This window comes from Primorskyibacter sp. S87 (assembly GCF_049801055.1).
GTDB lineage: Bacteria > Pseudomonadota > Alphaproteobacteria > Rhodobacterales > Rhodobacteraceae > JBNAGF01.
Genome location: NZ_JBNAGF010000001.1, coordinates 575,022 through 597,517, shown reverse-complemented (window position 1 = coordinate 597,517; position 22,496 = coordinate 575,022). Strand labels below are relative to the sequence as shown.

General features: G+C 57.9%; 15 protein-coding genes. 9 read left to right on the top strand and 6 right to left on the bottom strand.

The features are described from left to right. Positions 1 to 415 precede the first annotated feature (415 nt). The 3 genes from ACP15U_RS02970 to ACP15U_RS02960 form a co-directional block, all read right to left on the bottom strand. The gene (locus ACP15U_RS02970; RefSeq protein ID WP_425043630.1) at positions 416 to 2,782 is read right to left on the bottom strand and encodes a VapE domain-containing protein; all 2,367 of its coding nucleotides are present in this window, start codon (positions 2,780 to 2,782) and stop codon (positions 416 to 418) included. Between the two features lie 1,021 nt (positions 2,783 to 3,803). After that, positions 3,804 to 3,977, bottom strand: a complete 174-nt coding sequence (locus tag ACP15U_RS02965) for a DUF1214 domain-containing protein (protein WP_425043629.1) — start codon at positions 3,975 to 3,977, stop codon at positions 3,804 to 3,806. After that, positions 3,967 to 4,671: a Crp/Fnr family transcriptional regulator gene (locus tag ACP15U_RS02960; RefSeq protein ID WP_425043628.1), complete on the bottom strand. Its 705-nt coding sequence runs from the start codon at positions 4,669 to 4,671 to the stop codon at positions 3,967 to 3,969. The genes ACP15U_RS02965 and ACP15U_RS02960 overlap by 11 nt, the downstream gene beginning before the upstream one ends. A 218-nt stretch (positions 4,672 to 4,889) precedes the next feature. Here ACP15U_RS02960 and ACP15U_RS02955 point away from each other — a divergent pair, with 218 nt between their 5' ends. Continuing rightward, positions 4,890 to 6,992, top strand: coding sequence for an alkyl/aryl-sulfatase (locus ACP15U_RS02955; protein WP_425043627.1), 2,103 nt, complete (start codon positions 4,890 to 4,892; stop codon positions 6,990 to 6,992). 1,207 nt (positions 6,993 to 8,199) lie between these two features. On the opposite strand, the gene ACP15U_RS02950 is transcribed toward ACP15U_RS02955, so the two are convergent. Both ACP15U_RS02950 and ACP15U_RS02945 read right to left on the bottom strand, forming a co-directional pair. Continuing rightward, positions 8,200 to 9,228: a tyrosine-type recombinase/integrase gene (locus tag ACP15U_RS02950; protein ID WP_425043626.1), complete on the bottom strand. Its 1,029-nt coding sequence runs from the start codon at positions 9,226 to 9,228 to the stop codon at positions 8,200 to 8,202. A 164-nt stretch (positions 9,229 to 9,392) separates the two neighbouring features. Continuing rightward, entirely contained in the window at positions 9,393 to 10,439 is a 1,047-nt protein-coding gene (locus tag ACP15U_RS02945) for an aldo/keto reductase (protein ID WP_425043733.1), read from the bottom strand. A gap of 115 nt (positions 10,440 to 10,554) precedes the next feature. Between ACP15U_RS02945 and ACP15U_RS02940 the strand changes: the two genes are divergently transcribed. The 8 genes from ACP15U_RS02940 (at position 10,555) to ACP15U_RS02905 (ending at position 22,053) form a co-directional block, all read left to right on the top strand. Next, positions 10,555 to 10,953: a rhodanese-like domain-containing protein gene (locus tag ACP15U_RS02940; protein WP_425043625.1), complete on the top strand. Its 399-nt coding sequence runs from the start codon at positions 10,555 to 10,557 to the stop codon at positions 10,951 to 10,953. Positions 10,954 to 11,106: 153 nt separating this feature from the next. After that, on the top strand, positions 11,107 to 11,733 hold the full coding sequence (locus ACP15U_RS02935) for an ImuA family protein (protein ID WP_425043624.1): 627 nt from the start codon (positions 11,107 to 11,109) through the stop codon (positions 11,731 to 11,733). Positions 11,734 to 11,880: 147 nt separating this feature from the next. Beyond that, a complete protein-coding gene (locus ACP15U_RS02930; RefSeq protein ID WP_425043623.1) occupies positions 11,881 to 12,528 on the top strand; it encodes a YceI family protein in 648 nt (215 codons plus the stop codon). Positions 12,529 to 12,616: 88 nt separating this feature from the next. Further along, positions 12,617 to 13,840 carry an MFS transporter gene (locus tag ACP15U_RS02925; protein WP_425043622.1) on the top strand — a complete coding sequence of 408 codons (1,224 nt, stop codon included), beginning with the start codon at positions 12,617 to 12,619 and terminating at the stop codon, positions 13,838 to 13,840. Between the two features lie 120 nt (positions 13,841 to 13,960). Beyond that, positions 13,961 to 15,679, top strand: a complete 1,719-nt coding sequence (gene metG / locus ACP15U_RS02920; RefSeq protein ID WP_425043621.1) for a methionine--tRNA ligase — start codon at positions 13,961 to 13,963, stop codon at positions 15,677 to 15,679. A gap of 219 nt (positions 15,680 to 15,898) precedes the next feature. Beyond that, positions 15,899 to 17,185: an efflux RND transporter periplasmic adaptor subunit gene (locus ACP15U_RS02915; RefSeq protein ID WP_425043620.1), complete on the top strand. Its 1,287-nt coding sequence runs from the start codon at positions 15,899 to 15,901 to the stop codon at positions 17,183 to 17,185. Between the two features lie 3 nt (positions 17,186 to 17,188). Beyond that, positions 17,189 to 20,362, top strand: coding sequence for an efflux RND transporter permease subunit (locus tag ACP15U_RS02910; RefSeq protein WP_425043619.1), 3,174 nt, complete (start codon positions 17,189 to 17,191; stop codon positions 20,360 to 20,362). A 371-nt stretch (positions 20,363 to 20,733) separates the two neighbouring features. Beyond that, complete coding sequence (locus ACP15U_RS02905; RefSeq protein WP_425043618.1) at positions 20,734 to 22,053, top strand: MFS transporter; 1,320 nt, start codon at positions 20,734 to 20,736, stop codon at positions 22,051 to 22,053. Positions 22,054 to 22,093: 40 nt separating this feature from the next. On the opposite strand, the gene ACP15U_RS02900 is transcribed toward ACP15U_RS02905, so the two are convergent. Beyond that, a complete protein-coding gene (locus tag ACP15U_RS02900) occupies positions 22,094 to 22,333 on the bottom strand; it encodes an Lrp/AsnC ligand binding domain-containing protein (RefSeq protein WP_425043617.1) in 240 nt (79 codons plus the stop codon). Positions 22,334 to 22,496: the final 163 nt, after the last annotated feature.

The following is a 22,496-nucleotide window of genomic DNA, read 5'->3' as shown; positions in this document are numbered from 1 at the left end:
TCGATGACAGACGGCGCGGTCGCTATATACATAGCCCCCATCATTGGCACGGTGTGTGCATCCAGGTTGGTGAATAGGATAATCATAAGGCCATATGACCATGGTGTGGTGCATGGTGGAGTGCGTAGTCAAGGGGCACAGGGGGTATAAAGGGGCACCATTACTACCCCCTGTCACTGGATTGCTATGTGTTTGATAGATAACAACAATCGCCAAACAAGAGTGTGTCAGGGGGTAGAGGGGCACCAAATTCCCGGGAGCACAGACTTACTACAGACTGTTCACTCTTATAATCCCTATAGTCTTCTCCAATATATATACCCCTTACTACCCCTTGTTTACTTTCAGTATAGATTATTGTTCTCTTTCAGGGGCTTACTTGAGGGGCACCACAAGGGGCACCAAGGGGCACCAATCATTTCATTGACTTCTTCTTCCAGTTTTTCGACTTATTCGTGTTGAACGGTAGCGTATAGACGTTGAGCGCACCCTGGTATTTGGTGCCCACATAGCCCATAGCTCTCATGCATTCATTCACTTTGCGGAATTGAAGTGGGGAGTAAGGCGGCATAACGAACCTGTCGTCCAGGCTATCCAGAATTTCGGCTGAACCGTATCGCCCTTCACGTATCTGGTTCCATACAGTGCCGGGGTCAGCATCCCGTTCCGCCTGTTTTTTCGTCTCTTTTTCAATCCACGCCTTGATGCCTTCCATGACCGGCTCCACGGTCACGAAATCCTGGTTGATAGCTTCCTGACGTTCCTGCTCTTCCCTTGTCAGGAACTTGCTTTCTCCTGCCAGATACATCCCATAGACCTGTGCCCACATCTGTTGCATGTCGATGCCGTGCCATGCGTTGATTGCCTTGACCGGCACAACGAAGAACCTCGTGTTCCCTGTCAGGTCGGCAAGGAAGTTCGTATCGTTGGTGCTCCCGCAATACACCGACCGGCGCTGTAGGCTTATATGGGCGCGTCCATATGGCATCCTGATGGTGTCGACTGTCTGTGTCAGGAATGCCTTGAGCCGGTCTACATCGGCCTTTTTAAACGTGCTGGCCAGTTCCCCGATTTCTGCAATCCAGGTTGCTGTTGCTCTGATGATGTCATCCTTGTTGCCAGGGTCCAGAACCTCGATTTCCTTGAACAGTTCGTGGTTATGCCCGGACGGGATAAGTGACTGGAACCAGGTCGTTTTCCCAATGTTTTGTGGTCCTGTAAACACCAGAACGCCCCTGGTCTGTGATGGAGTAGGATGAACGGCGGCGTAAATGGCGCTGACCATCCAGCGCTTAAGATAGATTTCCAGCATGTCGTCTGGAAAATCGGCATGCGGGTCCACTTCGATACTGGCCAATAGTTCCGGGAACCGGTCAACACCATCCCATGTCCGGCTCTGAACCAGGTCTTCAACGGGGTTGGTGAAATTCCGCTGTGCCAGTTCTTTCATGAACATGTCCAGCTTCCCTGTCTCAATGCGGTTCAATCCAGAGATACTGTAAAGCTGTGCCAGGTCGGCTTCTTCGGCCCCTTCATTTGGTCGGTCTTTCCAGGGATAGTTGATTTCGAATGTCTTAAATATCACGTCCCGCGTTATGCGGATGCCATACGCATTCACCATGTATTCGAAATTCTCAATCGTCTGGGGAATTGTGATGCCTCCCCTCGGGCCCATGAAGACGTGAGGCATTGCGTCCAGCGGAATAGGTTCGCTTCTGGTCAGAAGTTCTCCCTGGCTTCGTCTCTCCTCGTATATGGCGGCATGTTCCTGGCGGCGCATCCGTTCGACTTCGGCCAAGGCTCTGGAAGTGTTGCCATCGAATTCATAGTGCACGAAAATATCGAACGCATCGCCATAGCACCCACGGTCGCACGCATGGCCTACACCTGCATCCTGGTCGGAACTGGAAAACGAAAACCATCGTTCCCCACAATCGAAGATGTCCACGCCTGGACTATCGCCCTCCTGATATGGAGACAGATAGCGGCCTCGCATCTTCGTATAGCCATGCTTTTTCAATAGCTTCGACAGGTGGTGCCGTTCATTGAACCAGTCATAGATAGATAGTTGCCCGGTCGTGACAGTCGCCTTGCGTTCTTCCCGCTCAGCCTTGGCTTTCTTTTCCGCCTTGGCGGCATTGTCATCCAACCGTTCGGCCAGCTGTGCCAACTCCTCGTGTGACATTGCCTTGTCGCTGATGTGCCATTGGAAGAACAGCGGATTGCCCTCCTCGTCCCTCCTGTCTGGTGGAACGTTCGGCAGGAAAACAGGCTGGCTTAAGCGGTCGTATAGGTCGTCCACTTCGATACCAGCTTCCTCCATCAGAGCGGCGGCGGCTTTGGCGAGGAAGCTGTATCGCCTCGGCGGTATCTTCTCCGGCCATGCGGCAATGACCCGCCACTTTTTCACATCGTGACTGGATGACGAGGTGCTATAGACAACGAACTGACCTCCAAACACCTGTTCGGCGGCCTTGATGACTGTCTCCAGGTCATAGTTGCCTTCATCAATATCGACCGGCACAGCCAGGTATTGGCCATGCTGTGACTGTCCCGCCTTGGTTCGCGCATCCGGAGCGTTGTAGGTGCTGAGAATGCAGGCCGGACATTTATCCTTGGACACTTTCCCGATGTTCCCTGACCGGAGCATGCTCCAAATCGATTTCAATGGAGCTGTCGGGTAAGGTTTCTGTGTGCCTGTGTGCGTCTCTTTCCAGCCTGCGAAGATGACAACCGGATCTCCCCCGTTTGGCGTGGTCGGGGCAATATGCGTCACTGTCATCACTCAGCCTCCTCGCCAATGGAGACCAAAAAAAGATGTTGTAGGTCGCTGAGCGGGTGTTCTTCGTGCTTGCGTCCGGATATCTTACTTTTAGGAGCATTTTTACCTCCTCCAGCATGTCCGTCACCCGTCTCCGTTTCACACACATTCGCGGGTGGCGGATTTTCTATTTTCGTTGGCATCATAAGCCCTCCAGTAACGCGTTCGGGCCACACGGATGTGCGGCCTAAGGTTGAACTGGTTGGTTGGCTTTCCATACGGCTCCGGACACACCTCCAGCGTGGCGTGCGTAAGCCTATTATCCGGGGATAGCTGATAGTCCGGACCTGGAAATCTTAATCAGGTTCTGTGAAGAATGATATGGAAAAAGATACCCCAGGGTGCACTTTTTGGGGTTACATCACCGACAGACCAAATATCCTATTTATGCTGATAATCCAGGACACGCCCCGGCTGAGCCACATGCTCTCCGGGGTGTCTCTTTTTCAAGTGAACCGAGGCGAAAAACTGTGTCGGTAAACCTAGATCTTTTGCTCTGATTGTGGTTCCCGCCAACGAGCAAAGTTGCGAATTACGTGAACTAAGCCGCCGAAAAGCATCCGGGTCTCGGAACAAGCAACACTCGTGGCTCTTCGAACATGTGTTTGGTGCGTTATGCGTGCTCTTGGTCGAGCCAGAACAGATGCGACATGTGCGATTTTCCTATCGCCATGAGTCACGATGCCGCAAAGATTGGAAGCGACCATCGCAAAGGCAACTCAGCGAGGCATTGCAGTCATCTGACAAAAACACTCAGGTGACCACATTGAGACCATTGTATGCATTCGTGTTTTGCACAGCATCAGTCGCGAAGGGCATTAAGCGGTCGTTCGCTGCGAGAACCAACAACGTCCGCTTAGATTACTTCCCTGAAATCCCAGAGAGCAATTGGTGCATAGAGCATCTACATCTAGCAAGGCGTAGGCTTCTTGGATGTTCGAAATCCGCCCAATTACTCTACGAGCCCAAAGTCTCCAGGACGTCAGCTTTTGTCGAACCAAGGTTCTAGCGGGCCATACAGGCGCATCATCACATTGAAACTTTTGCCCGGCATGGTCTGCGCCCAGTTGTTCTCCCAGCCTTCAGGCGCTTTCGGACCGACAAAAATCGTATATCTGCCATCGTCGTTCTGACGGATACCATGCTCAATCCACACCCAGCGTTTCGGCGAAACGAGCCAGACTGTCCGGATCCTTGATCACGATCTTGCCATAGTAGGTTTCGAGCAAGCCCTTCCGCTTCAGGTCGCGAAACGCACGCTGCACTGTCGGGACCGAAATCCCGGCGGCCGAGGCAAATTCCCGCTGTGAAATCGCCACTGCATTGTGAGTGTCGAGCCTGTCCGCTTCAATCATCCAAACAAGGCGTCTGGCCACAAGTTCGACGCCATCAACGGACACGACTTCGGCAACGACCTCCTGAAGGTTCCGTCTCAGTTCATTGTCATGGGCTATCATGTCGATGTACCGGCTCGGTTCCTCGCTCAGGAACCGCATGAGTTCCGACCGCGATATGCACAGCAGAAGGGACTGCTGGCGGGCGATTGTAATTCCCGCTGCAGGTTCTTGGGTGATGACATCCGGGAAACTGTACCATCTGGCCTGGCTGCCCGAAGGATAGACAAGTTCTTCTCCGGTCGGGGCAAGCAGCTGTACATCGATCTGCCCCTGGATCAGGCCGTAGGCATGGGTGGGCACCCGGCCGCGCTGATACAGAACCTGCCCGGCTTCCAGCCTCATGAGGGTTCCCAGTTCAAGAAACGCATCCTGAAATGACGGGCTTCTGCCTGCCAGCCAGCCTGACCCGCGCAAAATATTCTTGTGCTCTGGTGTCAGGTGTCCGGTCCCCAATGTCGCTCCCCCGGATATTAAAGCAGGTTGCCTGCAAATCGCTTCCATTACTTTTCCAGCAATCTGGTCTGGTGAGCAAGACTGCAGACGTTGAAACCTTCAAAATATAGAAATTATACGGCCGCCACACCAGACATCACCGTGTCGGCCATTGAACGAAACAGGAGCGCGGGCCGCTGAGTGGCCGGCTCTCAATTTGGATTAAGGGGAACTCGACCATGACCACCAGACGCGACATATTGAAAGCAATCCCAACCGTTGGGACGGCCTTTGCGGTTTCCGGAACCGCGCTGTTGGACGAAGCAGCGGCTCAGACACAGGAAGCCGCGCCGCTTGAAGGACACTTTCATCCCAAGGGCAAGGGACCTTCAGAACACACGCGCAGGGTTCTGGACGAAGCCCGGCGCACTCTGCCGTTTTCCGATACCCAGGATTTCGACGAGCAAAAACGCGGCCTGATCGCCGAGATGCCCGACAAGAAGATCATGGCCGACGCAGGTCACGTGGCGTGGGACATGGAACGGTTCGACTTCCTGAACACGGACGAAGACTTCGACAGTATCCACCCGTCGATGCAGCGTATTTCGCGGCTCAACCAGAACTATGGTCTCTACGAAGTGATCCCCGGTATCTACCAAGTGCGTGGCTTCGACCTGTCCGATATCTCGTTCGTGCGCGGCAAGACCGGGTGGATCGTCATCGATCCGCTGGTGTCGGCCGAAGTGGCGCGCGCGGCATGGGAGTTGTTCCAAGAATACGTTGGCGAAGGTTTGCCTGTCACGGCGGTAATTTATTCGCACAGCCACGGTGACCACTGGGGCGGTGTCCGCGGTGTCGTCGATGAGGCGGACGTGGATGCCGGTAAGGTCGAGATCATTGCGCCACGCGATTTTATGGAACACACGATCTCGGAAAACGTCTATGCTGGGAACGCGATGAACCGGCGGCTTTTCTACCAGTATGGCTTGCTACTGCCGGCCAGCCCGCATGGTTATGCTGGTCAGGGTCTTGGACAGGGCGTGTCGGCCGGAGCAGTCGGCCTGATCGCTCCGACGCGCATCGTCGAGGATGACATCGAAGAATTCGAGGTCGACGGCGTGCGGATGATTTTCCAGAACACGCCGGGCACCGAGGCGCCTTCGAACATGAACACCTATCTGCCAGACATGAAGGCGTTGTGGATGGCAGAAAACGTGACCGCCACGGTGCACAACATCTACACCCTGCGCGGTGCGCCAGTGCGTGACCCGCTGCGCTGGTCCAAGTACATAAGCCGGGCGCTGCATCTTTACGGCGAAGAGGCCGAGGTGATGTTCTATTCGCACCACTGGCCGCGCTGGGGCAACGACCGCATCCAGCAAATCCTGCGTGACCAGCGTGACGTCTATGCCCACCAAAACAACCAGGTGCTGCATTTCGTCAACAAGGGTGTGACGATCAACCGAATCCACAATGTCTACGAATTTCCGAAAGGCCTTCAGGACAAGTGGCATTGCTTCGGCTTTCATGGGTCGGCCAAGCACAACAGCCGCGGCGTCGTGCAACGCTATATCGGGTTCTGGGATTGTAACCCGGCCACACTGATCCCTCTGTCGCCCGAGGATTCCGCCCCCCTATACGTCGAGATGATGGGCGGGTCGGATGCGATTTTGGCCAGGGGGCGCGAACTGCATGACGACGGGGAATACATGCTGGCGACCGAGATCCTGAACAAACTAGTGCATGCCGAACCCCGCAACATGGCGGCGCGCAACCTGTTGGCGGATGTCTACGAACAGATCGGATACCAGCAAGAAAACCCGGGCCTGCGGAATTCCTTCCTCTCCGGCGCGTTCGAGCTACGCTCGGGAATCCCCGAAGGCGACACGCTGGATTCTTCCAGCCCGGACGTTATCCGCGCCATGTCAACTGAACTGTTCCTGAACTTCCTTGCCATCAAGATGGACGGGCGCAAGGTCGAAGGGCATGAATTTACGATGAACTTGGTGACGCCGGACAATGGCGAGAAGTTCCTGGTCGAATTGCGCAACAGCACCCTGACCAATATCGAAGGGTTCCAGTCGGACGTGCCGGACCTGACGCTGACTATAAATCGCAGCGATCTGGAGCTAACCATGGCCGGTGAAAAAACGCTGGACGCGCAGATGGCTGATGGCACCGCCAAGCTTGATGGCGACCCAACCATGCTGGGTGTGCTGGCGCAGGCGATGGTGGACTTCGATCCGCTTTTCGAAGTGCTGCCGGGCACGCGGGATCCGCAGCACGTTGAACCTCACTCGGATGCATTCGAAGCCGTAACAGGTCTGCCGGGAATAGAGTGAGAGCCTTTTAGGTCGGGTACGAACAAGGTATGGGTGGTGCAATCGCCCATACCAACGCCCTTTGACAGGATGGTCCGCAGCATCCGAAGGACAAGCTCAAGGTCGGCTATGTGCCGCTTGCCTCAGTTGGTCCAATCGTTACGAACGGCTGTTTTGTCCGCGATCCGGACATCTAGCTACGACGAGATCGAGCGGTCGCAGCGAATGTCCGGAATGTAGGCTGCGAACGCAGCATCCAAGCGCGCTAGTCAACGGCAGCTTTGGGCCGTTCGCGCTCGTTTGCGTTTCCCAACCGAATGTCTGTTTAGTCCGCGACCCAGCCATAGCAGTGCTTTCTGCCAATGCCCGCTCTGAGTCAAAGCAGCCGTTGATGCTGGGACCTGTTCTAGATCCGGAGCCTAAGCATCATCTGTTTCCGCGTCTCAGGTATCATGCCCAGAATTTTAAACGGCGGTCCGGACGATGATATGGAAACGTCAGGCCGCTCTATAACTACGAAATCTGATGGGTGGATGATATTGAGGAAAAGATTTCGTCACCTCTTGACCAGTTCGATCAGTGATAGTGAAACAATTCAACCCACACTGTTTTCCTGCCTGGAAGTAGATGCTGGCCTTCAGAACATGCCAAATCATCTTGTCTGTGAATTCAGGTTGAGATTGAGCCGCGTCATACAGCATCCAGATTTTGACCTGGCCACCATGTTTTTTAATCAGGTCATAGGCCCACAACCGGAGTTTACCTTGTTTGGTCGTGTTCCTAACGGACGTGTAAATCGTCGGTAGTGATAAGACCCATTCGGGGTCGAACGATTTTGAGATTTTCATAACTTATCTTTCATTAATCCAGCATTCCATGGCACGCGGCCTTTGTGACGCTGGAGCGTTTGCCCCTTGCTTCATCCAGTTTGGATGAAATCCAGGCTTGTGCGTCTGAAAAGTGGATGAACCGATGATTGCCCAGGCGGATGACAGGCGGGAGCTTATTGCGCTGTGACAACGACAATACGCTTTCCACCTTGAGGCCAGTCAGGTCAGCGAATTGCTCTATTCGCATAAGGGCGTGAAATGGGTTCTGTTCAGACATGGCCAAGCATCATGCACGATGCGGACAACCTGTCGATACAGAAAAAACGCTGATTTCGCACGTAACATCAGACACTTAAGATTTCGTCAGAACGGCAGGAATTTTTGACCCGAATCGTGCCTCAATTCACTCCATGTTTCTTCATCAGGTCATGCACATCAGCCGGACGGACGTGGCTGTATCGTTGTAGGTTTCGAATATCCTTGTGGTTCGTCACCGCCTGGACAGCGAAGATGGGTAAGCCAGCGGCCACCAGGTTGGTTGCGCACAGATGTCTGCACGAATGTAAAACCAGCTCTGGACGACCAACAGCAATAGCTGCACGCTTGAAATGCCGCGATATTTGATACTTACACCACGGAAACATTCGGCCCTCACACCCATCAGCAATCATGGCCTCGATGACGTCGATGCCAGGCTGTGTCAGAGGCAACACATGGTCGGTGTTCTTATGCCTCTTATTCGGGTCCTTGCGGTCACGAACCAGCAATGTTCGATTGTCCCGGTCATAGTCCTGGACGCTTACCCTGACCAGTTCACCCGCACGCAGGCCAGTTGCACACGCGAACCTGATAATCCGCTCCATTGGCATGACTATGCCAGTTGCCCGGAACCATTCATACATGCGGTCCAGGTCTTCCCCTGTCGGAATGTCTTCCCGCCTTGCTGTTGTGAAGCTGTATCCTCGACGCCGTAATCGGTTCAGGCACCGGTTCGGGCAATCGTAATCCACATCCAATGAATGCTCCTCGAACGCATACCTCAGGGCGAAATAGATTTGTCTCGCCTCTGGATACAATGTGATCGCCTTCACGCTCTCCAGGCGCTTTTCACACCAGGCCATGACGCTGGCCTCGTTGATGGAGCCGACCAGAGGGTTGCCAAAGTGCTTAATGATGCTCCGGTTGATGTGTTCATGAGCCGGTCTGGTGTCCTTGAAACTGGAGCGATACCGGTCAAGGAGCGTTTTCAGGTCCAGGCCAGAGGGTTTGACCTTGATACCAGATGATTGGCCCAATAGTTTCTGTTCAACCGATGCCGCCCAGGCCTGTGCCTCGCGGCGTGTGGGGAAGCATTTGGTCTTCCGGACGCCACTCCGGTTTATGCTGGCGCGATAACTTCCCGATGGAAGCTTTCCTATAGATGCCATGTGTCAATCCTGCGTTACTTTCCGTGCCATTCATGTCCTGCGTTCGTGCTGGACATGTGCATTTAATGTGTCGTGTGCATGAAATGTAAACACCTAATGCACACAATTGAGGAAAGTAAGCTATTGGAAATGAAGGATTTTTACAAGGCCTCGAACGCAACAAACTAATATGGCATGGGATGATCGCGATGCGCTGCGTTGAGCTCATCCACAACCGCCTGCTCAAGCTCGAGATCCATGCCCTCAAGCACATGCTCCAGCTGCGCCAGGCTGGTTGCACCGAAGATTGCCGACATCATGAAGGGGCGCGTCCGGCACCATGCAAGCGCCATATGAACGGGATCCAGCCCATGCCGGTCAGCAATGTCCAGATATGCCTGCACCGCGCCGAGAACCCGTGGCGAAAACCGCCCGCCCAGCTCTGGCACGATCGAGCGGCGCGATCCCTCCGGGACGGCATCGTTTTGGTATTTTCCGGTCAGCAAACCGGTCCCCAGTGGCGAAAACGCCATCAATCCGACCTGTTCATTAACGCCGAGTTCCGCCATGTCCGTGTCATAGAGTCGGCAGAGCAGTGAATACTCATTCTGCACCGAGGCAACTCGCGGACCATGCCCTGCCTCGGAAAGCCGTAGCCATTGCGCCGTGCCCCATGCGCTTTCGTTAGACAACCCAAAGGCACGGATGTTTCCCTTGTCCACCTGCTTCTGGAGCGCCTCGAGGCATCCGACCATGTTCGCAAGTGTCGCGTCGCGGTCCTGCCCCGAGGGGTCAAAGTTCCAGTTCTGCCGGAACATGTAGCTGCCCCGGTTCGGCCAATGGAACTGATAGAGATCGATATAGTCAGTCTTGAGCCGCTTGAGCGACCCTTCGACCGTTTCCGGAATGGTCTCGGCCGAGATCGGCGCTCCGTTGCGGACATGCTTGAAACCCGCGCCCGAATGCTTCGTTGCAAGGATGTAGTCACCGCGACGCGACGGGTTCGCCTCATTCCAGTTCCCGAGGATCTGCTCGGTCAGCCCGATGGTCTCGGCACTGATCGGGTTCACCGGGTACATCTCGGCCGCATCGACGAAATTGATACCCGCCTCCAATGCCATGTCCATCTGGGCATGCGCCTCGGGCTGCGATGTCTGGGAGCCGAAGGTCATGGTCCCAAGGCACAGATCCGTCACCATCAGACCGGTCTGGCCCAGCGGGTTCATTTTCATCTGCTTTCCTCCTTGCAGGTTTGGCAGAACCCTAGCGGCGCGCAGCCCGAGAACAACCCCCTTGCCCGGATTGCCAGTCTGGTCCAGCCTGCGAACAACCATCTGGGAGACGGACATGCCGCAAACAATTACCAAGGGGATCCGCGCGCTGCTCGACGAGGCGAATGCCGTGGTCGACACCCTTTCCGTGGCGCAGGCCAAACAACTTTTCGACAGCCCCGATTACGTGTTTGTCGACCTCCGCGACATTCGCGAATTGCAGCGTTCGGGCATGATCCCCGGCGCGTTTTCATGTCCGCGCGGAATGCTGGAGTTCTGGATTGATCCTCAGAGCCCCTATCACAAGGAAATCTTCAATCAGGACAAGACCTATGTGTTTTATTGCGCCAGTGCTTGGCGGTCTGCCCTGAGCGCAAAAATTGCGCAGGAGATGGGCCTGAAGCCCGTCATGCATCTTGAAGGCGGGTTTGGCGAATGGGTAAAGCAGGGCGGCGCCACAGTCAAAAAACAATAGGCAAGGTTATGATAATAGGGGCATTTTCGGACTTAAGGGCGAATTCCGTGTAACAATTTGTCCTTGCCGTCACTCTCCGAATGGAGCCCCAAGACAAAACCTTCATTCAAATTCATCCTTGGAACAAACGGGGAACATGATAGTCTCTCTATCATGCCGACTCACCTGCTCAGCCGCAAACCGTCCCGTGACGTGCCCGGGCTCGATCTGCATCCTGACATCCGCCTCGCCACGGGACGGGTGCATGAAGCCTGCGGATCGGCGCGGCGCAGTTTTGCCCTCTGGCTTGCGGGCCGGTTCTGCGAACGGAAGGCGGGGCCGGTTCTGTGGATCTCACCGGCGTGGGAGGCCGGGCAGCTCAACCCCGACGGGATGATGGAATTTGCAGATCCGGCGCGTTTCCTCTTTGTGCAACCGCGCCGGGCCGAGGACCTGTTGTGGTGCACTGAGGAGGCGCTGCGTTCGGGCGCCGTGCCACTGGTGGTGGCGGACCTGCCCGGCGCCCCGGCGCTGACCCCGGTGCGCCGCATGCATCTTGCTGCCGAACAGGGTGGGCAAATGGGCCACGCCCCGATCGGCCTGCTGCTGACCCCCGGAGAGGGCGGTGCGCAGGGAACGGAAAGCCGTTGGCACATGACCCCGGCGCATGACGGGCAGGCCCGCCGCTGGCGGCTTGAACGCCGCCGCGCCCGCACCCTGCCCCCGGCGCGCTGGCTGGCCTGCCAGACCCGCCCCCGCACCGGGCTGCACCTGTCCCGCACCGAAGTTCCCGACACCTGAGCGGAACCTCAGCAACACAAGGCAAAAGGAGCGCAATAATGAAACCGGAGCAGCAAGCTCACGCATTTCTGACAATCGGGTGACGCGCCGCGAAACTCTCCCCTTCGGCCCTATTGTTCCTGTACAGTTGCCACCAAAGGAGGCCCGATGCCCGAACCGGAAAACGAACAGCGACAGGCCCGGCGGCAAACCCCGACCCGCCGCACCCTGCTGGTCGCGCTTGCCGCCTTGCCGGTAATGGGGCTTTCGCCAATCCGGCCTCTGGCCGCTGCACAACGGCGCTATGTCCTGGATCCCGACGCCTCGTCGGTGGGGTTTCGGTTCACGTTGGGCGGGGTCGCGCAATCGGGCACGATGCCGGTGGACCGGGCCGACATCCATGTCGATCCGACCAACCTCGCAGCCAGTCGGGTCGATGTCACGCTTGGAATCGGCAAGGCGCGCACAGGGATGGTCATGGCCAGCCAGGCCATGAAGGGGCCCACCGTTCTGAATACCGACAGCCACCCGACCGCGCGCTTTGTTTCAACCAGAATAAAGCTTGCGCCCGACGGGCGACTGTCCGGTGGGGCCACGATTACCGGGGACCTGACCTTGCGCGGCGTGACCCGCCCCCTAACCCTGAATGCCGGCCTGTTCCGACCGCAGGGATCGCAACCCGATGACCTGAGCCGGCTGACTGTCCGCCTGACAGGTAAGTTGAGCCGATCGGCCTTTGGCGCGGCAGGTTTTCCCGACATGGTCGCGGATACGGTCGAACTGGACATCACTGCTGCGATCCGCGCGGCGAACTAAGAAAATCGGGATAAAGGCCTAAAACGACATTCTCTGCGTCGAGAACCTGCTTGCACCATTGGCCCGACCGGCCATGGTGGGCGACATCATGCGTTTGATCCTGTCCTTTGCCGCCCTGTTCCTTTCCGTCATCCTGTTGCAATTGTCGACCGGAGGTGTCGGCCCGCTGGACGCCATCTCGGGCCTGACGCTTGGGTTCAGCAAGGAACAGATCGGTCTGCTCGGCTCGGCCCACTTTCTCGGCTTCTTTGTCGGATGCTGGTGGGCGCCACGCCTGATGGGCAGCGTCGGTCACTCCCGGGCATTCGCGGTCTGCACCGCGTTGGGCGCGATGGGGCTGATCGGGCATACGCTGACCGAGAACCCGCAAATCTGGGCCATTCTCCGGATCGCCTCGGGCACATGCGTGGCTGGCTGTTACACGGTAATCGAGGCATGGCTTAACTCAAAGGTGACCAACGAAACCCGCGGCCGGGCGACCGGCACCTATCGCATCGTCGACATGAGCGCCTCGCTGGGTGCGCAGCTGTTCATAGCCGTGCTGCCGCCTGCCTCATATGTCTCCTACAACCTGCTGGCCATCCTATGCTGTGCCGCCCTTTTGCCGCTGACCCTGACCCGTGCCAGCCAACCCGAAACTCCGGAGGCGCCCCGCCTGCGGCCGGGGCTGGCGTGGCGATGTTCGCCTTTGGCCGTGGCCGGAGTAATCGTGGCGGCGCTGAGTTCGGCTTCATTCCGCATGGTCGGGCCGGTCTACGGTCAGGAGGTCGGTCTTGCCATCGACCAGATCGCCTTTTTCCTTGCCGCTTTCGTTCTTGGCGGCGCGCTTGCGCAGTATCCGATGGGCTGGCTGGCGGACAAATACGATCGCCGCTGGGTTCTGATCTGGCAGTCCGTCGCCGCGGTTCTGAGCTGCGGCATCACCATTGCCGCCTCGGGCAGCGGCACGGTCGGCGTCATGCTGGCGGCCGGGTTCTTCGGCCTGACCACCTTTCCGATCTTTTCTATCTCGGCGGCGCACGCCCATGACTTCGCCACCTCGGAACAACGGGTCGAACTTTCGGCGGCACTGATGTTCTTCTTTGCGCTCGGCGCAATCGCTGCGCCCTATGTCGCCTCGGCCCTGATCGACACATACGGACCCGGCGCCCTGTTTACCTTCGTGGCAGCCGGGCACGTGATCCTGATCGTCTTTGGCCTGACCCGCATGCGCGCGCGCCCGACCCCCGAAGATCGCACCCGCTATGTCTATGCACCGCGCACGTCGTTTACCATCGGGCGTCTGTTGCGGCGGTCCCGCGAAGACGTATAGCCATTGCAAGCCGGAAATCCGGCGCAAAATCGCGGTTGCGGGTTCCGCCCTCCACCGGCCTGCGGTAAAGGAGGCCGCAACGCCTCGCGGAATGGGGCAAATCAGGACACGACAAGGCACATGGCACGCATTCTCATCACCTCGGCACTGCCCTATATCAACGGGATCAAGCATCTTGGTAACCTGATCGGTTCGCAATTGCCGGCAGATCTCTTTGCCCGCTATCAGCGCGGACGCGGCAACGAAGTGCTGTTCCTCTGTGCTACCGACGAACACGGCACCCCAGCCGAGCTGGCCGCAGCCAAGGCGGGCAAGCCGGTCGCCGAGTACTGCGCCGAGATGCATCAGGTGCAGACCGACATCGCCAATCGGTTCGCCCTCAGTTTCGATCACTATGGCCGATCGTCAAGCCAGCAGAACCACCGGTTGACCCAGCATTTCGCGGGCAAACTGGCTGACGCCGGGCTGATCTCGGAAGTCTCCGAGAAGCAGGTGTATTCCAATGCCGACGGGCGGTTCCTGCCGGATCGCTATATCGAGGGCACCTGCCCCAATTGCGGCTATGACCGTGCCCGCGGCGACCAGTGCGAGAACTGCACAAAACAGCTCGATCCGACCGACCTCTTGGAGCCGCGTTCCGCGATCTCCGGGTCGACCGATCTGGAAGTGCGCGAGACCAAGCACCTGTTCCTTCGCCAGTCGGCGATGAAGGACAAGCTGGATGCGTGGATCGACACCAAGACCGACTGGCCGGTGTTGACCACCTCGATTGCCAAGAAATGGCTGCATGACGGCGACGGCTTGCAGGATCGTGGCATCACCCGCGATCTGGACTGGGGTATCCCGGTCAAAAAGGGTGATCAGGACTGGCCGGGGATGGAGGGCAAGGTATTTTATGTCTGGTTCGACGCGCCCATCGAATATATCGCCTGCGCCGGCGAATGGGCCGAGGCCACCGGTCAAGGCGACGCCGGTTGGGAACGCTGGTGGCGCACCGACAAGGGCGCCGACGACGTGCGCTATGTACAGTTCATGGGCAAGGACAACGTCCCCTTCCACACACTGTCTTTCCCGGCCACTCTACTAGGTTCGGGCGAGCCATGGAAGATGGTCGACCACCTGAAAAGCTTCAACTACCTGAACTATGACGGAGGTCAGTTCTCAACGTCGCAGGGTCGCGGCGTGTTCATGGATCAGGCGCTGGAGATCTTGCCCTCGGATTATTGGCGCTGGTGGCTGCTGAGCCATGCGCCGGAAAACTCCGACAGTGAATTCACCTGGGAGAACTTCCAGGTCTCGGTCAACAAGGATCTGGCCGACGTGCTGGGCAATTTCGTCAGCCGCATCACCAAGTTCTGCCGCTCCAAATTCGGCGAGGCGGTGCCAGCCGAGGGCGAGTATGGCGAACAGGAACAGGCGCTGATTGCCGATCTGACCGCCCGTGTCCGCGCCTATGAGGGCCACATGGAGGCGATGGAGGTTCGCAAATCGGCGCAGGAATTGCGGGCAATCTGGGCGGCAGGCAACGAGTACCTGCAAAACGTCGCTCCGTGGAGCACCTTCAAGACAGATCCCGAAATGGCCGCCGCACAGGTTCGGCTGGGCCTCAATCTGATCCGGCTTTATGCGGTGCTGAGCGCGCCGTTCATCCCCGATGCCGCAGCCCGGATGCTGAGCGCTATGAATACACTGGATACAGGCTGGCCCGATGACGTAGCAGCCGCCCTGACCGCCTTGCCCGCTGGTCACGAATTTTCGGTGCCTGACGTGCTGTTTGCAAAAATCACAGACGATCAGCGTGAAGAGTGGCAGTCAAGATTCGCCGGAAAGCGGGCCTGAACGCAGACTGTATTGGCCTCTGTGAAACGAAACCGGACCCCGCCGAAAAGGCGGGTCCCGTTTCGTTTTGCCAACGTTTTCTTCCGGGCAAAGGCGCCATCCAAAGCCTTGTGATTGCGCCGCTTTAAGTCCATGCTTGATCGAAATGCTCTGACTCGCGGCAGATCTTTCATGCTTGGGTCAAGCGCTCGAAATTGGCCCCAGCACAAAGGCTTTCCAATGGCAGCCCTGATTTCCCCCGAAACCTGTTTCCTTCGCAAATGGACCGCATTGCCACGGGGCACGGCGGCATTGGTCTTGTCGCTGGGCCTGTTTGCGCCATCTCCCGGCACAGCGCAGGAGGAAGCCGGCGCGCCGCCTCGGGTCGGGATCGCCGCAGCTTACACGCAGGACGTCACGCAAGAGGCGTCCTTCATTGGCCGAGGCGAAGCCGTGGACAAGGTCGACCTGCTGGCGCGGGTCAGCGGTTTCCTTGAGGAAAAGCTGGCCGAGAATGGTGCGGAAGTCTCCGAGGGCGACGTTCTTTTCCGCATCGAAAAGGACACTTACGAGGCCACGCTGGCCACCAAGAACGCCGATCTCGACAGGGCCGAGGCCAATCTGCAACTTGCCGAACTGGATCTGGCGCGGAAAGAAGAGCTGCTGTTGCGGGATTCGGTCCCGGTGGCCGAGCGCGATGTTTCGCGGGCCAACAAGCTGGTGGCACAGGCGGATGTGAAGGCCGCCCAAGCCGCGATCGAGCAGGCCGAACTTGACCTGTCATATACCGACGTGCACGCACCGTTCGACGGCCGCATCGGCCGGATCGACATCAGTGTCGGTGATATCGTCGGCCCGACGACCGGGCCGCTTGTGACTCTGGTGCGCGAAACTCCGATCTTCGTGACCTTCTCGCTCGACGAAAAGCAGCTGGTGACAATCATGCAGCATCTGGGTCATGAGCCAAATCCGCAAAACCTCGCCGAAAAAGGCCCGGATGTGGTTGTCATGCTACCGAATGGGACCGAACTCGAAGAGCGAGGCACAATCGTTTTTGCCGACAACCGGATCGATCCCACGACCGGGACCATCGCTTTGCGCGCCCAGTTCGAGAACAAGGAACGCTTCCTCGTTGACGGCGCTTTCCTGACGGTTCGGATCCAGTCCCAGGATCCGGTCGAGCGGACTCTGGTGCCGCAGGCGGCGCTTCAGCGCGATCAGCGTGGGGATTTCGTGCTGGTGGTTAACCAGCAGAAAATGGTTGAACAACGCTATATCCAGACCGGTGAGCAGGTCGAGACGGCGGTAATCGTCGAAGAAGGACTGCGCGCAGGCGAAACCGTCATCATCGAAGGATTGCAGCGCGTGCGTCCCGGCGTGGCCGTTGAGCCGGTTCTGGCCGGTGCCCCCGCGGACGCCTCGGCCACCACAAGCACCCCGGAAGTCGAACAGGGTTCCGAAGAACAAACCGACGCGCAAAGCGATGGCGACTCCGCAGACGGGACCAAACCCGAAGACGGAGAATAACGCATGTTCTCTTCAATCTTCATTTCCCGTCCCAAGACGGCGATCGTGATTTCGCTGGTTCTGACGGTCATGGGCCTGATCGGCTATGTTGCCCTGCCCGTCGCCCAGTTCCCAGACATCACGCCACCGGTGGTCACTGTCAGCGCCACCTATACCGGCGCCAATGCCGAAACCGTGGAAAATTCGGTTGCCGCTCCGATCGAGGCGCAGGTCAACGGCGTGGACGACATGATTTACATGACGTCGACCTCCTCGGACAGCGGCAACTACAACCTTTCGGTCACCTTCGAGGTCGGCACAGACCCGGATATCGCATCGGTCAACGTGCAGAACCGCGTCGCGCAGGCTATGGCGCAACTGCCCAGCGAAGTGACTTCGTCGGGTGTTGTGACGCAAAAAGCGTCGAACAACATGTTGATGGTGGTTACCCTGACCTCTCCGGGTGAAACCTATGACGACGTGTTTCTGTCGAACTATGCAGCCATCAATATCAAGGATGCTTTGGCCCGGATCGGCGGGGTCGGCAAGGCCGATATCCTCACCGACCTGCAATACGCGATGCGGGTCTGGATGGATCCCGACAAGATGGCAGGGCTGGGCATAACACCCGGCGACATCATCAGTGCAATCCGGGAACAGAACGTCGAGGTCTCGGCCGGGCAAATCGGATCTCCGCCGGTTCCGGGCGATCAGACCTTTCAGTATACCATCAAGACCAAGGGCCGACTGACCACGGCCGCAGAGTTCGAAAACATCGTGGTGCGAACCGGTGAGGCCGGTTCCATTGTCAGGCTGCGGGACATCGGACGGGTGGAACTGGGCGCCAAGCTGTACACGGCATCCGGTTTCCTGAGCGAAAGCCCGGCGACGGTTCTGGCCGTTTATCAGGCCCCCGGAGCCAATGCGCTCGCCGTGTCGGAACGGGTTCTGGCCGAAATGGAAAGACTGGAGCGCACGTTCCCGGACGATATCGAATACGAGGTGCCGTTCAACTCAACCGATTTCGTGGAGCAGTCGCTCAACGATGTGGTGTCGACCCTGATGCTGACCTTTGCACTGGTGATGGCGGTCGTGTTTGTCTTCCTCGGCTCTTGGCGGGCAACCGTCATCCCGATGGTCGCGATCCCGGTTTCGCTGATCGGCACATTCGCCTTTCTTCTGGCCTTTGGCATGTCGCTCAACACGATCTCGCTGTTCGCATTGGTCCTGGCCATCGGCATCGTGGTGGATGACGCCATTGTGGTGGTCGAGAACGTGGAACGCATCATTGCCGAAGAAGGCCTTTCTCCGCCCGATGCCACGCGCAAGGCTATGGGCCAGATCACCGGGCCAGTCATTGCGACGACTCTGGTTCTGCTGGCGGTGTTTGTTCCGGTCACCTTCATGCCGGGCATCACGGGTCGGCTATACTCGCAGTTTGCGGTGACGATTTCGACCGCAGTGGTGATTTCATCGATCAACGCGCTGACGCTGTCGCCTGCGCTTTGTTCGATTGTTCTGAAGGCACGCTCAGGCCCGCCCAAAGGGATCCTTGCCATCTTTGAACGAGGCATCGACAAGACGCGCGGCGGTTATGTCGGCATCGTCAAACGACTGCTGCATGTGCCGCTGATCGGGCTGGCCATCATTGCCGTGATCGGGCTGGCAGCGGGAACCATTTTTACCCAGACGTCAAAGGGCTTTCTGCCGCTTGAGGACAACGGCTATCTGTTCATGGACGTGCAGCTGCCCGATGCTGCTGCGCTGAACCGGACCGAGGAAGTCACCGAGCGGATCAACAAAGAGATCCTCGAGATTCCGGGCGTGAAGAACACGGTTCTGGTCAATGGCTACTCGATGTTGAACCTGCTGGGTTCCAACAACGCCATGCTGATCGTTAACCTCGACAATTGGGAACTGCGCCAGACCGAAGAGCTCAGCAACAACGGTGTTCTGCGGAAACTTCTTGAAATTGCCAACGCCGAGGTCGCGGCCTCGATCGTGGCCTTCAACCCGCCGCCGATCACTGGTCTGGGAATGTCAGCCGGTGTGGAAATGGAAGTCCAGCAGACTGCCGGGGGAACTGCGCAGGACCTGTCTGCTGCGGTCGGCTCCTTTGTCTATGCCGCCAATCAGCGCGATGAGATCGGAACGGCTTACACCACGTTCCGGGCCAACGTGCCTCAGGTGTTCGTCGACCTTGACCGGGAAAAGGCCAAGACCCTGCAAGTGCCGGTATCCGAAGTTTTCCAGACCATGCAGGCGCATCTGGGCTCTTACTACGTGAACGACTTCAACCTGTTTGGTCGGGTTTACCGGGTGATGATCCAGGCCGACGGCAGCTATCGTGACAAGGTCGAGGATATTGGAAATCTCTATGCCCGCTCGGTAGATGGCGGCATGGTCCCGCTGTCGACCCTGATTGACGTCGAGAACGTGCTTGGCCCGGTGATGCTGAAGCGCCATAACATGTTCCGCTCGGCCACTGTGACGGCTGTGCCGGCAACGGGCATGTCTTCGGGTGACGCGATCGCGACGATGACCGAAGTATCCGGCGAGGCTCTGCCCCCCGGTTACACGTTTGAATGGACCGGAACGGCGCAGCAGCAGCAGGCCTCTGGCGGATTGGTTCAGGTGATCCTCGGGCTGGCCGTTCTGTTCGGCTATCTGTTCCTCGTCGGGCAATACGAAAGCTGGTCGATGCCGGTTTCGATCCTTCTTTCTGTGATCGTTGCCCTGTTCGGCGCTGTTGCGGCTGTTGCGGTCGTTGGAACGGATATCAACCTCTATACGCAGATCGGTATGATCATGCTGATCGGGCTGGCCTCAAAGAACGGGATTCTGATCGTGGAGTTTGCGATGGAACAAAGGGCCAATGGTCTGTCGATCCGAGACGCCGCACGCGAAGCTGCACATCAGCGTTTCCGGGCAGTAATGATGACGGCCCTGTCCTTCCTTCTGGGTGTTGTCCCGCTGCTGGCCGCCAATGGCGCCGGTGCAGCGAGCCAGAAGGCAATCGGTGTGGCTGTGTTTGGTGGAATGCTGGCAGCCACGGTCGTGGGTGTCGTTCTGGTTCCGGTTCTCTATGCGGTGATGCAAGGGCTGCGCGAACGCCTCAAGGGCAGCCCTGACGACGGTTCCGGTGCGGCCGGCGGAGAGACGCCGGCTGCTGGCGAGGTGGCCGAAGGCAGGTCGTAACGGTCAGCCCCGATGCGGCCCGGTGCAATTCGCGGGCCCGTGGTTCAGAAACTTGGTTCGGCCAGCAAATCACTTGCTGGCCGATTTCATTTCGCAGAGAACCCGGCGGTGCGTTTTTTATCTTGCCGGTTCAAAGATACCCTGCAGAATGCCTGTATTGGTTTAGTTCGGGGCCCTGTTGCGGGGCTGGTCATCATGTGCCGCACATCTCCCCCGGAAAGGATCCGAAACGTCATGGCAAGCCCCGTCTCCGTCACTTGTCGCTGTGTTCCACACTTCCCCAATCGGTCGACAGGATCGCCGGGCCGGATCATCCAAAGAGGAACACATACAGCCGCAGAGGCCGCAAAATTCTGAGTTATGTCTGAAACATGTTGAGCGTCCTTTCAAACCGAACATACCGGCATCTGTTCCTTGCCCAGATCATCGCGCTGCTTGGCACCGGGCTGACGACGGTTGCGCTGGGGCTGTTGGCGTTCGAACTGGCCGGAGCGCAGGCCGGGCTGGTTCTTGGAACCGCACTAACGCTCAAGATGCTGGCCTATGTTACACTTGCGCCGGTTGCGGCAGCTGTCGCTGAACGATTGGACCGGCGGCGCATGCTGATTACGCTGGATCTGGTCCGAATGGGGGCGGTAATCATGCTCCCCTTTGTCGATGCCATATGGCAGATCTATGCGTTGATCCTCGTGATGCAGGCAGCGTCGGCCGGGTTTACGCCAGCCTTTCAGGCCACCATCCCGGACGTGTTGACGGACGAAGCGGACTACACCAACGCATTGTCGCTGTCGCGGCTGGCCTTTGATCTCGAAAGCCTGCTCAGCCCTGCGCTGGCCGCCGCCCTGCTGACGGTGCTGAGTTTCAATGCCTTGTTTGCCGGGACTGCAATTGGCTTTGCCGCCTCAGCCGCCTTGGTGGCAAGTGTCACCCTGCCCGTTCTGGCATCAACCGGCACACAGCCGATCTGGCACCGAACGACAAAAGGGTTGAGGATTTATCTGGCCACGCCTCGATTGCGCGCCCTGATGGCGCTGAACCTGACGGTTTCGAGCATCGGCGCGGTGGCAATTGTCGGGACGGTTGTGATGATCCGGGCTTTTCTTGGCCTGAGCGAAGAATTGGTTGCTGTCGCTTTGGGCAGTTTCGGAGCCGGATCGATGCTTGCAGCCTTGCTGCTTCCGCGCCTGCTGACCGAATGGGATGACCGGCCCGTTATGCTGGGCGGTGCAATGCTGGGCACGGGCGCGTTGATCCTCGGGGCGCTTCTGGCTGCGGTGGATCTGTTTAGCCTGCCAACTCTGCTGCCGGTCTGGCTGTTGATTGGTTTCGGCTACTCAGCAATGCTGACCCCTTCGGGTCGGTTGTTGCGGCGCTCGGCACATGCCGGGGATCGCCCTGCCCTCTTTGCCGCGCAGTTCACCCTGTCTCATGCCTGTTGGCTGATTGCGTATCCGCTGACCGGGGCCCTGATCAGCCTTACCGGCCCGGTCTGGACCATGTCTTGCATGGCATTGCTGGCAATTGCTGGAATCATCCTTGCGTGGCGGCTCTGGCCGGTCCCGGACCCCGAAGCGGTCGCGCACGATCACCCGGAGCTGCCCGCCGATCACCCGCATCTGGCTGGAAGCGGCGGGCAGCGCCACTCGCATGCTATGGTCATCGACGACCTTCATCCCCGCTGGCCCAACTGACAAGCGGTGCTATTGCTTTGCCCGATCTCTGACGGGTCAGTCAGAATACCTTGAATGTCATCGTGGTCAGAGATCGTTCGATGTCGCCGATGTTCAGCAACTGATCGTTGATGAACTTGCCGACATCCTCGTCCTTGGGAATGTAGAGCTTCATCAGCAAATCATACTCACCACTCGTCGAATAAAGTTCTGAGTGGATTTCCCGCAGCGCAATCTCTTCGGCGACCTTGTAGGTGGTGCCGGGTTTGCAGCGGATCTGAATGAAGACGCAGGTGCTCATTTCGGGTTTCCCTCGGGATGTTTTACGGGGCATCTCTATTGCAATACGAAAACGCTTTTGAGACGCATCTGATGTTTCGCGCCCAAGCTGGCACGGAGACCCGGCCGGCGCAATCCCGGTTTTACCGCTGAAAAACGACAATCGCGGCTTTGGGCCACACTCG

Bases quoted from the DNA above. Each gene is read 5' to 3' on its own strand.
- ACP15U_RS02970 (WP_425043630.1), bottom strand. From the start codon at position 2,782: ATGACAGTGACGCATATTGCCCCGACCACGCCAAACGGGGGAGATCCG.
- ACP15U_RS02955 (WP_425043627.1), top strand. From the start codon at position 4,890: ATGACCACCAGACGCGACATATTGAAAGCAATCCCAACCGTTGGGACG.
- ACP15U_RS02950 (WP_425043626.1), bottom strand. From the start codon at position 9,228: ATGGCATCTATAGGAAAGCTTCCATCGGGAAGTTATCGCGCCAGCATA.
- ACP15U_RS02945 (WP_425043733.1), bottom strand. From the start codon at position 10,439: ATGAAAATGAACCCGCTGGGCCAGACCGGTCTGATGGTGACGGATCTG.
- ACP15U_RS02940 (WP_425043625.1), top strand. From the start codon at position 10,555: ATGCCGCAAACAATTACCAAGGGGATCCGCGCGCTGCTCGACGAGGCG.
- ACP15U_RS02935 (WP_425043624.1), top strand. From the start codon at position 11,107: ATGCCGACTCACCTGCTCAGCCGCAAACCGTCCCGTGACGTGCCCGGG.
- ACP15U_RS02930 (WP_425043623.1), top strand. From the start codon at position 11,881: ATGCCCGAACCGGAAAACGAACAGCGACAGGCCCGGCGGCAAACCCCG.
- ACP15U_RS02925 (WP_425043622.1), top strand. From the start codon at position 12,617: ATGCGTTTGATCCTGTCCTTTGCCGCCCTGTTCCTTTCCGTCATCCTG.
- metG (WP_425043621.1), top strand. From the start codon at position 13,961: ATGGCACGCATTCTCATCACCTCGGCACTGCCCTATATCAACGGGATC.
- ACP15U_RS02915 (WP_425043620.1), top strand. From the start codon at position 15,899: ATGGCAGCCCTGATTTCCCCCGAAACCTGTTTCCTTCGCAAATGGACC.
- ACP15U_RS02910 (WP_425043619.1), top strand. From the start codon at position 17,189: ATGTTCTCTTCAATCTTCATTTCCCGTCCCAAGACGGCGATCGTGATT.
- ACP15U_RS02905 (WP_425043618.1), top strand. From the start codon at position 20,734: ATGTTGAGCGTCCTTTCAAACCGAACATACCGGCATCTGTTCCTTGCC.
- ACP15U_RS02900 (WP_425043617.1), bottom strand. From the start codon at position 22,333: ATGAGCACCTGCGTCTTCATTCAGATCCGCTGCAAACCCGGCACCACC.